Source organism: Pseudomonas sp. B20, assembly GCF_020515755.1.
GTDB lineage: Bacteria > Pseudomonadota > Gammaproteobacteria > Pseudomonadales > Pseudomonadaceae > Aquipseudomonas > Aquipseudomonas syringae.
On record NZ_JAHPJG010000022.1, the window covers coordinates 71,935 to 86,196 of the forward strand.

Consider the following 14,262-nt stretch of genomic DNA (forward strand, 5'->3'; position numbering starts at 1 on the left):
CTTTTACTCTTGAATGACATCAGCGCCCTTGGGAATCTGGAACTGAAACTTGCTGGCTGCGATCGACTCGTTGGCCTTGACCCCGGTAAACAGGATATTGGTGCGCTGACCCACGCTGTCGATCAATTGCATGTCGTTGATGATGCCGTTGCGAAACGACAGGCGCAGGCTGTCGAACAGCGTGTCCTTGGTCTTGGGCTTGAGCACGAAATCGATAACGCCACCCGCCTCTTTCGCGGTGATGTCGAAGCTTTCACTGATCTTCGATACATCACCGGACAACAGCAAGGCTGGAGTCTGGGTCAGGCGCTGGTCGAGCTTCTTGATCGTCACCTGCTCCAGATCAGGGTCCCACAGCGAGACTTTCTTGCCGTCCGAGACCATCAACTGCTCCTGTGGCGCATCGGTATGCCAGTTGAACAGGCCAGGACGCTGCAGGGCCATTTCGCCGGTGGTTTCCTGCAACTGGGTACCGCCACCGTCCAGCGTCAGTTGCGAGAAGCGCGCGGTCAGGGTCTGGGATTTCTCCAGCAACTGAGTCAGGCGCGCCACGTCTTTGCTGTCGGCATGGGCGGGGATCATGGAGAAGGTCAGTGCGGTGGCCAACAGCATGCGGATAAGGCGCATTGGATTCCTCTTTGAAGTCGATGATGATACGACAGCGTGGCGTGCACGCCGTCGCCGCAATACGGGGTGATAAAATCAGTCGCGCACCGGCCCGGGGGCCAGGACTTCGCGCGAACCGTTGGTATTCATGGAGGTCACGACCCCTGCCATTTCCATCGCTTCGATCATGCGCGCTGCGCGGTTATAGCCGATCTTCAACTTGCGCTGTACGGCAGAAATCGAAGCGCGACGGCTTTCCAGCACGAACTTGACGGCCTCATCGTAAAGCGCGTCGCTTTCGCTGTCTTCACTGCCTTCGCCGCCACCGCCATCAAAGCCGCTGCCGGGCTCTTCGACGCCAGCGAGAATATCGTCGTTGTAGTCCGGGGAACCACGCAGCTTCCAGGCTTCTACCACACGATGCACTTCTTCGTCGGAAACGAACGCGCCATGCACACGAATCGGCAGGCTGGTGCCTGGCGGCATGTACAGCATGTCGCCGTGGCCCAACAGTTGTTCTGCACCGCCCTGGTCGATGATGGTCCGCGAATCGATCTTGCTCGACACCTGGAACGCCATACGCGTCGGAATGTTGGCCTTGATCAGACCGGTGATCACATCCACCGACGGACGCTGGGTCGCGAGAATCAGGTGGATGCCCGCAGCACGCGCTTTCTGGGCGATACGCGCGATCAGCTCTTCGACCTTTTTGCCGACGATCATCATCATGTCGGCGAACTCGTCCACCACCACGACGATGGTCGGCAGCTTGCTTAGCAGCGGCGCTTCGTCATGAATGCTTTCGCGCTTGTACAGCGGATCGGCAAGCGGCTCGCCTGCATCCTGAGCTTCCTTGACCTTCTGGTTGAAGCCGGACAGGTTACGCACGCCCATCTTCGCCATCAGCTTGTAGCGGCGCTCCATCTCGGCAACGCTCCAGCGCAGGGCGTTGGCGGCGTCCTTCATGTCGGTGACCACCGGACACAACAGGTGCGGAATACCTTCGTAGATGGACAGCTCGAGCATTTTCGGGTCGATCATGATCAGCTTGGCGTCTTCCGGGCCGGACTTGAACAGGATCGACAGGATCATGGCGTTCACACCCACCGATTTACCGGAACCGGTCGTACCGGCCACCAGCAGGTGGGGCATCTTCGCCAGATCGGTAATCACCGGCTTGCCGCCGATGTCGTGGCCCAGCGCCAGGGTGACGGGCGACTTGGCGTTATCGTATTCGGGGGTGGACAACACTTCGGAGAAGCGCACGATCTGGCGATCTTCGTTAGGGATCTCGATACCGACGGTGGTCTTGCCCGGAATCACCTCGACCACACGAACGCTGGTCACGGCGAGCGAGCGCGCAAGGTCCTTGGCGAGGTTGGAAATGCGGCTGACCTTGACGCCGGCGGCTGGCTGGATCTCGTAGCGGGTAATCACCGGACCGGGATGGATGGAGTCTACCGAGACCTCCACACCGAATTCCTTGAGCTTGATTTCCAGCAAATGACCGACGGCCGCCAGAGACTCTGGCGAATAGTTGAGCTGCTTCTTCTCTGCCGGGTCGAGGATGGAAATCGGCGGCAGCGTGCCTTCCACTGCGCTGTCCACGAACAGCGGGGCCTGCTTTTCCTTCATGACGCGCTTGCTGGGCTCTACAGGCTTCGAAGGCGCTGGCGCGATGACCGCTGGCACGTGTTTTTCGCGCTCGGTCATGTGTTTGCTCAACGACGCTTCACGCTCCACCAGACGTTCTCTGGCCTTGGCCTGCTCGCGACGATCGGGCGCCACAGGCGCCACCACATCGTTGACGCGCATGTCCACCTCACGCAACTGCGCAACCATCTGCTTGCGTTCGGCGCGGGCGGTCCACCAGCGGTTCGCAGCGCCCTGAAACAGTTCGAACAGGTCGAGGGTGATCTTGCCGGTGACATCCATCACCTTGAACCAGGACAGGTCGGTAAACACCGTCAGGCCGAACAGAAACAGGGCGATGAACAGCAAGGTGCTGCCCTGAATATTCAGGGCTTTCTTGGCCAGATCGCCGAGCACTTCGCCCAGCACACCGCCTGCCGAGCCCGGGAAGCCTGCCGAGAAATGAAAGTGGATATGCGCCAGCGCAGCGCCCGCGAGGATCAGGAACACCAGCCCGATCAGACGCCAGGAAAACAGCCAGCCGCTCCACTGCCAAGGCTCATGGCGATGGCGAAAGACCTGCCAGGCCTTGATCGCCAGCAACAGCGGGAAGATGTAGGCGAAATAGCCCAGAATCATGAACAGAATATCGGCACAGAACGCACCTGCACGCCCTGCGGCATTCTGCACCTGTGCCGCATTGCTGCTGGTATGGCTCCAGCCGGGATCGCTCTGATCGTAGGTCAGCAAGGCCATCATCAGATACAGGCACAGTGCGCCAAAGGCGATCAGGGCCCCTTCCTTGAGCCGGTAGTGCAATTGCTGCCGCCAAAGCGGGACAGCGCTGGGTGCTGGGGTGGATTTCTTCAAAACGCTTTATTTCCTGCGCGGTAGCGCGAACATCTCGTTGATTGACCAGAAACGGCTGTCGGACGGCACTGACTGCTCCCGCGTGAACAGGGAGTGCAGACAGCGGGAAAGCCTGCCGACAGACGCTTGAATGATAACGCCCAAAACAGGCATTGTACGGTTTTACAGCCACTTGAGTCTGTACGAAAACACACCAGATCCACTTCAGACGGTTCCGCAAGACGGAACACGCTTTCACCTTCACTGACGATGTTCAATTTGAGCATGCATTACGTTTTGTGACAAAGGCTTATGGCGTGTTTCTGTCAACGGCCCGCAACATGAACGACCACATGACCTCTGCGAGGCTCGCGCCCTACCGCATGCACAAGGTACGCGCCATAATGACAACCGCTTGTGACCACGCCTGTCGCACAGAGTTGCACACACAGACAGGTGCGCCCTCCCCTTCCGTAAAGTTGTGATGCCATGCTGACCTGGTTGACCCGCAACAGCCTCGATTTCCCCCCACTGGAAAAAGCCCTTCGTGAACCCAACGGTTTACTTGCCGCAGGCGGAGACTTGTCGGCCGATCGCCTGATCAGCGCTTATCGACATGGCTGCTTTCCCTGGTTTCAGGACGGTCAGCCGATTCTCTGGTGGTCTCCCGATCCGCGCACGGTGCTGTTTCCTGAAGAACTGCATGTCTCGCGAAGCCTCGGCAAGCTTCTGCGCCAGTCGCGCTATCGGGTGACCTTCGATCAGGATTTTGCCAGCGTGATCAAGGCCTGCGCTGCACCTCGCAGCTACGCCAACGAAACCTGGATAACCGGCTCGATGCAGGCGGCCTACGTTGAGTTGCACCGCCGTGGCCACGCGCACAGCGTCGAGGTCTGGGATCAGGATGAACTGGTCGGCGGACTTTACGGCCTGGCAATGGGCCAGCTGTTTTTCGGCGAGTCGATGTTCAGCCGGGCAGACAACGCCTCGAAAATCGGCTTTGCCACGCTGGTAGAGCATTTGACTGGCTGGGGATTTGTGTTGATCGATTGCCAGATGCCCACTCAACATTTGCATAGCTTCGGCGCGCGCGCCATTCCTCGGCAGACTTTTGCCGATTACCTGTCCCGCCATCTGGATCAGCCGACCGACGCCGACTGGTCAGCTAGGCGAGTTTGACAGGCTGACATACACTCATGGTAAGGATTCACCATTAGGCGACGACCATGACAGAGCTGGCGAGGCTGAAGTTTTATGCCACTCAACCGCACACTTGCAGTTACCTGCCCGAAGAGCAGGCGACGACCCTGTTTCTGGACCCCAGCCAGCCGATGGATGTACAGGTCTATGCCGACCTGTCGGACATGGGTTTTCGCCGCAGCGGTGATCACCTCTATCGCCCGCACTGCCAGAACTGCAGCGCCTGTGTACCTGCACGCATTCCGGTGAGCCTCTTCGTTCCCGACCGTCAGCAAAAACGCATTCTGAAACGCAATGCCGACATTCAGGTGCAAAGCGCCAAACCGGTGTTCACTCAGGAATATTTCGATCTTTATCAGCGTTATATCGAACAGCGTCACGCTGACGGCGACATGTTTCCGCCAAGCCGTGAGCAATTTTCGACATTTCTGGTTCGCGACCTGCCTTTTTCGCGCTTTTACGAGTTTCGGGTCGATCAACGCCTGCTGGCAGTTGCCGTCACCGACCTTCTGCCCAATGGGCTTTCAGCGGTCTATACGTTCTATGAACCCGATGAAGAACGCCGCAGTCTGGGCCGTTACGCGATTTTGTGGCAGATCGCCGAAGCGGCCAGACTGGAACTGCAGGCGGTGTACCTCGGCTACTGGATCAAGAACTGCAAAAAGATGAATTACAAGACCCAATATCGCCCCATCGAGCTGCTCACCAATCAAAGATGGGTCACTCTGTATTGAACCCCTTGGCTTAAACTGGTTTTTTCGGGCACAATGCACGCCGCTTTTGCCTGGCGCCACTTGCACCGGGCCACTCATTTGTATACCGAGGGCTTTACTGCATGTCGAAAGAAGACAGCTTCGAAATGGAAGGCACTGTCGTCGACACCCTGCCCAACACCATGTTTCGCGTGGAGTTGGAAAACGGGCACGTCGTAACCGCGCATATCTCCGGCAAGATGCGCAAGAATTACATCCGTATTCTGACCGGTGACAAAGTGCGCGTAGAGCTGACGCCCTATGACCTGAGCAAAGGGCGCATCACCTACCGCGCTCGCTAAACAGGTATTAACGAAAACGCCCGGCATAAGCCGGGCGTTTTTGTATGCCTGTTTTTTACAGTCGATGTCCTCTACCTGCCCCGCATCCATCAATGATGCGGGGCGAGGCGTCGGCTATCAGGCCATTTCTGCCGTGGTTTCGAAATCGAAGGTGATCTCGCCATCCTTGATATCGATGTGAACCACGCCGCCATGTTCTGACAGTTCGCCGAACAGGATCTCTTCGGCGAGAGGCCGTTTGATCTTGTCCTGAATCAGGCGCGCCATAGGTCTGGCACCCATTGCCGCATCGTAACCACCCTGCGCCAGCCAGCTTCTCGCCGCCTCGGACACTTCGAGCAGTACGCGCTTGTCTTCCAGCTGGGCCTGAAGCTCGGTGAGGAACTTGTCGACCACGCTCTTGATGACTTCGTGGCTGAGGCGACCGAACTGAATGATGGTATCCAGACGGTTGCGGAACTCCGGCGTGAAGCTCTTCTTGATCACTTCCATCGCGTCAGACGAGTGGTCCTGATGCGTGAAACCGATCGAAGCGCGCGCAGCAGACTCGGCCCCGGCGTTGGTAGTCATGATCACGATCACATTGCGGAAGTCCGCCTTGCGCCCGTTATTGTCGGTCAGCGTACCGTGGTCCATTACCTGCAGAAGCAGATTGAAGACTTCCGGGTGAGCCTTTTCGATTTCATCGAGCAACAGCACGCAATGCGGCTGACGGGTAATGGCCTCGGTCAGCAGGCCGCCCTGGTCGAAACCGACGTAGCCCGGAGGCGCGCCGATCAGACGGGAAACGGTATGCCGTTCCATGTACTCGGACATGTCGAAACGGATCAACTCGACGCCCAGCGCCTTGGCCAGCTGACGAGCCGCCTCGGTCTTGCCGACGCCCGTAGGACCGGCGAACAGGAACGAACCGACCGGTTTGTCAGGCGACTTTAGACCTGCCCGAGACAGTTTGATCGCAGTCGACAACGAATCGATGGCCGCATCCTGTCCAAACACCGTGAGCTTGAGATCGCGCTCCAGATTACGCAGCAGTTCCTTGTCGGAACTGTTGACGTGCTTTGGCGGAATGCGCGCGATCTTGGCGACAATATCTTCGACCTGAGGCACGTCGATACGCTTGACGCGTTGTTCGACAGGCTGCAGACGCTGATAGGCACCCGCTTCATCGATCACATCAATGGCCTTGTCAGGCATATGACGGTCGTTGATGTAGCGCGAAGCGAGCTCGGCGGCGGCGCGCAGGGCCTCGTCGCTATACTCGATGCTGTGATGCTGCTCGAAACGGCTTTTCAGGCCGCGCAGGATGCCGATGGTGTCCTCGACCGAAGGCTCGGACACGTCGACTTTCTGGAAGCGACGTGCCAAGGCACGATCCTTCTCGAAAATCCCGCGAAACTCCTGAAAGGTGGTCGAACCGATACAACGGATCTCGCCGGACGACAGCAGCGGCTTGAGCAGGTTGGAAGCATCCATCACCCCGCCGGAAGCTGCGCCAGCACCGATGATCGTGTGGATCTCGTCAATGAACAGGATCGCCTGAGGACGCTTGCGCAGCTCGTTGAGCAACGCCTTGAAGCGCTTCTCGAAATCGCCACGGTATTTCGTCCCGGCCAGCAACGCGCCCAGGTCGAGCGAGTAGACGACGCTGTTGGCAAGCAGGTCAGGCACCTGATTGTCGACGATGCGCTTGGCCAGACCTTCGGCGATGGCCGTTTTACCGACACCCGCTTCGCCGACCAGCAAAGGATTGTTCTTGCGACGACGAGCCAGAATCTGTGCCACCCGCTCGACTTCGCTTTCGCGGCCGACCAGTGGATCGATGCGCCCCTGGCGCGCCAACTCGTTCAGATTGCTGGCATAGGCATCCAGAGGATTGCCTGAGGAAGATGCTTCACCGCCCTCGTCGTCCTGCATATCCTGTTCACCTTCAGAAGAGTGTTCGCCATGCCCTGGAACCTTGGAGATACCGTGGGCGATATAGTTGACGACATCGATCCGGGCCACGCTCTGCTGCTTGAGCAGAAATACGGCCTGGCTTTCCTGCTCACTGAAAATCGCAACCAGCACATTGGCGCCGGTCACTTCGCGCTTGCCTGAGCTCTGCACGTGGAAGACTGCCCGTTGCAGCACACGCTGGAACCCGAGCGTCGGTTGTGTCTCGCGGTCCTCGTCATGAACGGGGATCAGCGGAGTGGTGGAGTCGATGAACTCCTGCAGATCATGCTTGAGTTTATCGAGGTTTGCGCCGCAGGCACGCAGGACAGTGGCTGCAGCCTCATTATCCAATAGAGCCAGCAGGAGATGCTCGACCGTCATGAACTCATGACGCTTCGAACGTGCCTCCTTGAAGGCAAGATTGAGGGTGACTTCGAGCTCACGGTTTAACATAGCTTCACCTCATACCCAAGTGGTCGGCGTTTAACCGTCCTTCTCGATCTCACAGAGTAGCGGATGCTGGCTCTCCCTGGCGTATTGATTGACCTGCATTGCCTTGGTCTCGGCGATGTCGCGGGTAAACAATCCGCAGACTGCCCGTCCCTCTGTATGGACGGCCAGCATGACTTTGGTGGCCAGCTCACGATTCAGGTTAAAAAACACCTCGAGTACTTCTACGACGAAATCCATCGGGGTGTAGTCATCGTTGAATAAAACCACCTTGTACATCGGTGGCGCCTGCAGGGTCGGCTTGGTGTCCTGCACCGCAATGCCCGCCGAGTCGTCCTCGTGCGACTGCGGATCATCCTGATTGAATGTTAGTCGAATCTTGCTGAATGCATGCATGGAAAGAAATGTTCGTTTGAGGGCGGATTGAGCAATTTAGTCGCAGTCTGGACGGTTTTTAAATGGGCTGCCACATGACCTTGACTATCAGCTAAACGGTGTTACAAACAATAGAGCCCACATTGGGTAAAAAGGGTCCGCGCAGTCAACCAAAATTTTTTGGGGTGGGCAGCGGATTGAAGTGGATGATACTCCTGACGGAGTCCTTTGCAGAGGGAGATGGTGATGATTGAAGGAAAAGTCAAGTGGTTCAACAATGCAAAAGGGTTTGGGTTCATAAACGCTGAAGACAAGAGTGACGAGGATCTGTTCGTTCATTTCTCAGCCATCGAAATGGACGGTTACAAAACTCTAAGGGCTGGCCAGAAAGTCAGATTTGAACGCGTCCACGGTCCAAAAGGGCTTCTGGCGATAAAAATCAGCAGTTCGGAAGAAAAAAAGCTGGATCCGGCAAAAGAAACAAATCCGCTGCACCAGCAGGACCACGCTCACGCGGACGCCTGATACTCATGTTGAAAAAGTGATTAGACCTATAGTGGCAGCCATCAGAGCCAGCCGAATTAATAGAAACATGCAATGAGCTTTGCCGGAGACGTAAAAAGACAGGGACATTGGTCTGTTTTATATCCGTCACGCTCCACAGGGTGTCGAATTAGCGGTTATTGCACCGCGGATGCCCAGACTCCAATTCAGGACGTTCCGCTCGTCTGCTCCAAACCCCTCTGAGCAACGAAAATCGCCCTTCCCATCCGATCCCCCGCCTCAGCGCTTGCCAAGCCCCACATGCAGGCATTCCAGACACCTGTATGGAAGACTGCGCGTTCGACCAACGGCGGATATTCATTTTTCGATAGCTCGCATAGCATTAATGCTTGGTGCCAATGGTTTGATATACTCGCGCCGTGACCGCAGAGTCATCAAGGCCGACCCGTCCGAATTCTGACCCTCGGCCTTCCTTATGCGTCGGGCTGCTACCTGACCCGACAGCTTGACGCTCGACTGATGCACCCAACATCACCGCGAATAAACCTCGACCTGGCTCATGGCCGAACCGTGGGCAAGCGCGCTTAGAATGCGCGTATCGAGATTTTGTGCATGCTCAGCAAAAGAGAGTTAATACGAATGTCCAACCGCTCGAAGATCATCTACACCTTCACCGACGAAGCTCCGGCCCTCGCCACCTATTCGCTGCTGCCTATTATCGAAGCGTTCACAGCCTCCTCCGATATCGACGTGGAAACGCGCGACATCTCCCTGGCGGGCCGTGTTCTTTCAAGCTTCCCGGAGTCGCTTGGCGCCGATCAACAAGTGCCGGATCATCTCGCCGAGCTGGGCAAACTGGCCACTACGCCAGAAGCCAACATCATCAAGCTGCCTAACATCAGCGCCTCGGTCCCGCAATTGAAGGCGACCATCAAGGAGCTTCAGGATCAGGGCTACAAGATTCCCGACTACCCTGAAAACCCTGCCACCGACGCGGAAAAAGAAACCCGCGCACGCTACGACAAGACCAAGGGCAGCGCCGTGAACCCGGTTCTGCGCGAAGGCAACTCCGATCGCCGTGCCCCACTGTCGGTCAAGAACTACGCGCGCAAGCACCCGCACAAGATGGGCGCCTGGTCAGCTGACTCCAAGGCTCACGTTGCACACATGAGCAACGGCGACTTCTACGGCAGCGAAAAAGCCGTCGAGATCGCAGCCGACAACACCGTTAAGATCGAGCTCGTCGCCCAGGACGGCACCACCACCGTCCTGAAGGAAAAAACCTCCGTCAAGGCTGGCGAGGTCGTCGACTGCTCGGTCATGAGCGCCAAGGCCCTGCGCAGCTTCATTGCTGCCGAAATCGAAGACGCCCGCAAGCAGGGCGTGCTGTTTTCGGTGCACTTGAAAGCCACCATGATGAAGATCTCCGACCCGATCATGTTTGGCCAGATCGTCGACGAGTTCTACAAGGACGCGCTGACCAAGCACGCCGATACGCTCAAGCAGATCGGCTTCAGCCTGAACAACGGCATCGGCGACCTGTACGAGCGCATCACTGCCCTGCCCGCTGACAAGCAGGCAGAAATCAAGGCTGACATCGAAGCGGTCTACGCCGTTCGTCCACAGCTGGCGATGGTCAATTCCGACAAGGGCATCACCAACCTGCACGTGCCGAGCGACGTTATCGTCGACGCCTCGATGCCAGCGATGATTCGTGACTCCGGCAAGATGTGGGGCACAGATGGTCAGTTGCACGATGCCAAGGCCGTCATTCCGGATCGCTGCTACGCCACCATTTATCAAGCGGTCATCGAAGACTGCAAGAAAAATGGCGCATTCGACCCGACTACCATGGGCAGCGTACCGAACGTCGGCCTGATGGCTCAGAAAGCCGAAGAGTATGGCTCCCACGACAAGACGTTCCACATTCAGACCAACGGCGTGGTTCGCGTAACCGACAGCCAGGGCAACCTGCTGATGGAACAGAACGTCGAAGCCGGCGATATCTGGCGTATGTGCCAGGCCAAGGATGCACCGATCCAGGATTGGGTGAAACTGGCCGTCAACCGTGCCCGCGCCAGCAACACCCCGGCTATCTTCTGGCTGGACTCGTCCCGCGCCCACGACAGCGTGATGATCGAGAAAGTGCGCAAGTACCTGGGCGATCACGACACGTCGGGCCTGGATATCCAGATCCTGTCACCTGTCGACGCGATGAAGCTGACCCTGGAACGCACTCGCGCAGGCAAGGACACCATTTCGGTGACCGGCAACGTTCTGCGCGACTACCTGACTGACCTGTTCCCGATCATGGAACTGGGCACCAGCGCGAAGATGCTGTCGATCGTTCCACTGATGAACGGCGGCGGCCTGTTCGAAACCGGCGCGGGTGGTTCGGCTCCGAAGCACGTGCAGCAGTTCGTCGAGGAAAACTTCCTGCGCTGGGATTCGCTGGGCGAATTCCTGGCGCTGGCAGCGTCCCTCGAGCATCTGGGCCATGCCTACAACAATCCGAAAGCGCTGGTTCTGTCCAGGACCCTCGACCAGGCCACTGGCGAGTTCCTGGACCGCAACAAGTCGCCTTCGCGCAAGGTAGGCGGTATCGACAACCGCGGCAGCCACTTCTACCTGACCCTGTTCTGGGCTCAGGCACTGGCTGCTCAGAACGACGATGCAGACCTCAAGGCGCAGTTCGCACCTCTGGCCAAGACTCTGACCGACAACGAAGAAAAAATCGTTGCCGAGCTGAACGCCGTTCAGGGCAAGCCGGTGGACATTGGCGGCTACTACTTCCCTAACCCGGAAGTCACCAGCAAGGCCATGCGCCCGAGCGCCACGCTCAACGCGGCCATCGCCGCGCTGTAAGAGGCAATCCGAGGCGGTGCATAAAAATGCACCGCCTCGCAAAAAAATCCCCGGCTTGTTGCCGGGGATTTTTTTTACCCATGAAAAATTTCAGCTACAGGTGTGATCTCTTGCGACTGGGAGATCCCAGCTCAAGAACATGATCACCCCCTTTCAACTTTTCAGCGTGCGCGAAAGAAAGTCGCGAATGTATTCGGCGATCTCAGGCGCGTGTGTTTCCAATGCAAAGTGCCCTGCATCCAGCAGATGCACTTCAGCAGCCGGGACGTCCTTGCGATAAGCATGCGCGCCAGGCGGTATGAACGCCGGATCGTGCTTGCCCCAGACCGCCAGCAAGGGAGGCTGATATTTGCGCAGGTATTCCTGAAACGAGGGGTAAGCCGCTACGTTACTGCGGTAGTCAAGAATCAGGTCAAGCTGGATCTCTTCTGCGCCCGGCCGCGCCATATACATAATGTCGAGGTTGTAGCCATCGGGAGAAAGCTTTTCAGGATCGGTTCCCGTACCGTATTGCCAGTCCCGGATGACTTGCGGTGACAAAGAGGCGCGACAGGCTTCGCGATTGGCTGCCGAAGGCTCGCGCCAATAGGCTTGCCACGGGCCCCATTGATCGCTGAATCCTTCCAGGTAGGCGTTGCCGTTCTGACTGATGATTGCAGTCACCTTCTCCGGGTTAGCCGCTGCGAGCCGCAAACCTGTCGGTGCACCATAGTCGAATAGGTATAACGCGTATTTCTTCAGGCCCAGTGCCTCGGTGAAGCGCTCGATCACCTTGTAAAGGTTTTCGAATGTGTAATCGAACTGCCCGCGCGATGGAGCCTTGGTATTACCGAATCCAGGCAGATCGGGAGCGATCAGGCGGTACTGACTCGCCAGCAAGGGCATCAGGTCGCGAAACATGTGGCTGGAACTCGGAAAACCATGAAGCAACAGCAGCACCGGGGCGTCCTTGGCTCCGACTTCGCGATAGAACACATCGACGTCCCCTACCTGCTGAGTGTGAAACGTCACGCGGAAGGCATCATCACTGTTCATTGTATTTTCCCTGGATAGAGGTTTATTGCTTGCAGAAGCGGCGCTCACCAAAGACGCCCCGAGAGCAGAAGCAGCGCCTAACGCTGACGCTTGTAAAACCTTGCGCCGACTGACACCGGATGCGGCATTTTCAGCGTCGGCTGAACCGAAATTTTTCATAGAAGAGTCTGACCGGGCTGGATGAATGAGTCGCCCATCCTAATCATTGCGCATAGACTGCAGAATCACCGCAAAAATCAATTGACCATTTCAGATTATGAAATGCTGGTAGGATTTCGCATCTCTCGTGGCAAGCAGGCGGCCTATGGACCGTATTCAGGAAATGACGCTTTTTGCCGCACTTGCCGAGCAAACCAGTTTTGCCGGGGTGGCCCGCCACTTTGGCCTGTCGACCGCTACGGTAACCCGGGCTGTCGCGAGCCTGGAGAGCCGCCTGGGCATCCTGCTGGTGGTGCGCACCACCCGCAACATGCGGCTCACCGAGGCGGGCCAGCGCTTCGCCGCGGATTGCCGCCGACTGCTCGCCGACCTTGATGAGGCTGAAAGCGCGGCAGGCGGCTTGCATGCGTTGCCAAGCGGAATGCTGACGGTCACCGCACCTCAGATGTTCGGCGCGCTGCATGTCGTGCCCGTAATGACGAGCTTTCTAGAGCGGTTTCCGGCTGTCGACATCCGCGCCATTCTGGTCGACCGGGTAGTGTCCATGCTCGATGAGGGCGTCGACGTGGCGGTCAGGATCGGCACCCTGCCCGATTCGTCTCTTACCGCAATCCCGACAGGTAGCGTGCGGCGCATGGTTTGCGCCTCCCCTGCCTATCTCGAAAAGCATGGAGCCCCGCAGCATCCCGACGATTTGCGACAGCATTCGACAGTTTCAACCACCACCGCCGAACGCTCGCCTCACTGGCTTTTCCGGATCGATGACAAGCATTACTCAGTAGACGTCGCATCGAGACTCAGCCTGACGTCTTATCAGGCGGCGATCAGCGCAGCGTTACAGGGCTGGGGACTGACCCAGGTGCCGCACTATCAGATACGCGAGCACCTGCAGGAAGGCAGGCTCAAGTGCGTTCTGGACACGTTCGAAATAATCCCGGAACCGGTTCACGTTGTTTACCTGGAGGGCCGTCGTCGCTCATCCAAAGTGCGAGCCTTTGTAGACTTCTGCGTCAGCGCCCTGAGGCATGATCTGCAGTTCGAGCAACAATAAGCTGTTACGGCTGACTCATTACCTGCAAGGAGACCCTTATCATGACCTGGCAAGCCCACGTTACCGTCGCCACCATCGTCGAAGATCAAGGCCGCTTTCTGTTCGTCGAAGAAATCAAAGGCGGACGCGCCGTACTCAACCAACCCGCCGGGCACCTCGACCCGAACGAGAGCCTGCAACGCGCTGCGGTGCGTGAAACCCTGGAAGAAACCGGCTGGGACGTCGAATTGACCAGCGTGGTGGGCATCTACCTGTACACCGCACCGAGCAATGGCGTGACCTACCAGCGCATCTGCTTTGCCGCCAAGGCCCTGCGCCACCATCCGGAATATCAACTCGATGAAGGCATCGTCGGCGCAGTCTGGCTGACTCGCGATGAACTGGTAGCCCAGCAGGAGCGCTGGCGCAGCGAGCTGGTATTGCGCTGCCTGAACGACTACCTCGATGGTGAACATTTCAGTCTCGACCTGCTGCGCGACAAGGCGTGAGACTCGACGCCCTCAGCCTGATAGAATCGCGTCCTTTTACAGGTCAGCCGTTGAAT

At 57.7% G+C, this 14,262-nt stretch carries 12 protein-coding genes; 7 read left to right on the forward strand and 5 right to left on the reverse strand.

The features are described from left to right. Window positions 1-3 precede the first annotated feature (3 nt). Window positions 4-627, reverse strand: coding sequence for an outer membrane lipoprotein chaperone LolA (lolA, locus tag LIX91_RS20630; RefSeq protein WP_003371767.1), 624 nt, complete (start codon window positions 625-627; stop codon window positions 4-6). A 75-nt stretch (window positions 628-702) separates the two neighbouring features. Continuing rightward, window positions 703-3,108: a DNA translocase FtsK gene (gene ftsK / locus LIX91_RS20635; RefSeq protein WP_003343466.1), complete on the reverse strand. Its 2,406-nt coding sequence runs from the start codon at window positions 3,106-3,108 to the stop codon at window positions 703-705. A 468-nt stretch (window positions 3,109-3,576) separates the two neighbouring features. Here ftsK and aat point away from each other — a divergent pair, with 468 nt between their 5' ends. The 3 genes from aat to infA all read left to right on the forward strand — a co-directional run bounded on the left by aat (window position 3,577) and on the right by infA (window position 5,341). Then, the gene (aat, locus tag LIX91_RS20640; RefSeq protein ID WP_100072887.1) at window positions 3,577-4,266 is read left to right on the forward strand and encodes a leucyl/phenylalanyl-tRNA--protein transferase; all 690 of its coding nucleotides are present in this window, start codon (window positions 3,577-3,579) and stop codon (window positions 4,264-4,266) included. Window positions 4,267-4,313: 47 nt separating this feature from the next. Then, a complete protein-coding gene (locus LIX91_RS20645) occupies window positions 4,314-5,021 on the forward strand; it encodes an arginyltransferase (protein ID WP_046270285.1) in 708 nt (235 codons plus the stop codon). A gap of 101 nt (window positions 5,022-5,122) precedes the next feature. After that, window positions 5,123-5,341 (forward strand): translation initiation factor IF-1, encoded by a 219-nt coding sequence (infA, locus tag LIX91_RS20650; RefSeq protein ID WP_002553999.1) that lies wholly within the window; start codon window positions 5,123-5,125, stop codon window positions 5,339-5,341. A 117-nt stretch (window positions 5,342-5,458) separates the two neighbouring features. Here the strand turns inward: infA and clpA are convergent, their stop codons facing one another. Together clpA and clpS are read right to left on the reverse strand one after the other, a co-directional pair. Continuing rightward, window positions 5,459-7,732, reverse strand: a complete 2,274-nt coding sequence (clpA, locus tag LIX91_RS20655) for an ATP-dependent Clp protease ATP-binding subunit ClpA (RefSeq protein ID WP_003371759.1) — start codon at window positions 7,730-7,732, stop codon at window positions 5,459-5,461. Window positions 7,733-7,762: 30 nt separating this feature from the next. Beyond that, entirely contained in the window at window positions 7,763-8,125 is a 363-nt protein-coding gene (gene clpS / locus LIX91_RS20660; protein WP_226489053.1) for an ATP-dependent Clp protease adapter ClpS, read from the reverse strand. A 219-nt stretch (window positions 8,126-8,344) separates the two neighbouring features. On the opposite strand from clpS, the gene LIX91_RS20665 reads away from it, so the two are divergent. Beyond that, on the forward strand, window positions 8,345-8,629 hold the full coding sequence (locus tag LIX91_RS20665) for a cold shock domain-containing protein (protein ID WP_272912621.1): 285 nt from the start codon (window positions 8,345-8,347) through the stop codon (window positions 8,627-8,629). 618 nt (window positions 8,630-9,247) lie between these two features. Continuing rightward, window positions 9,248-11,473, forward strand: a complete 2,226-nt coding sequence (locus LIX91_RS20670) for an NADP-dependent isocitrate dehydrogenase (RefSeq protein ID WP_226489054.1) — start codon at window positions 9,248-9,250, stop codon at window positions 11,471-11,473. A 153-nt stretch (window positions 11,474-11,626) separates the two neighbouring features. Here the strand turns inward: LIX91_RS20670 and LIX91_RS20675 are convergent, their stop codons facing one another. Next, window positions 11,627-12,508, reverse strand: a complete 882-nt coding sequence (locus tag LIX91_RS20675; RefSeq protein ID WP_226489065.1) for an alpha/beta fold hydrolase — start codon at window positions 12,506-12,508, stop codon at window positions 11,627-11,629. A gap of 304 nt (window positions 12,509-12,812) precedes the next feature. Between LIX91_RS20675 and LIX91_RS20680 the strand changes: the two genes are divergently transcribed. Together LIX91_RS20680 and LIX91_RS20685 are read left to right on the forward strand one after the other, a co-directional pair. Further along, window positions 12,813-13,718: a LysR family transcriptional regulator gene (locus tag LIX91_RS20680; protein ID WP_226489055.1), complete on the forward strand. Its 906-nt coding sequence runs from the start codon at window positions 12,813-12,815 to the stop codon at window positions 13,716-13,718. Window positions 13,719-13,759: 41 nt separating this feature from the next. Beyond that, the gene (locus LIX91_RS20685) at window positions 13,760-14,206 is read left to right on the forward strand and encodes an NUDIX hydrolase (RefSeq protein WP_046235395.1); all 447 of its coding nucleotides are present in this window, start codon (window positions 13,760-13,762) and stop codon (window positions 14,204-14,206) included. The last annotated feature ends 56 nt before the right edge of the window (window positions 14,207-14,262 follow it).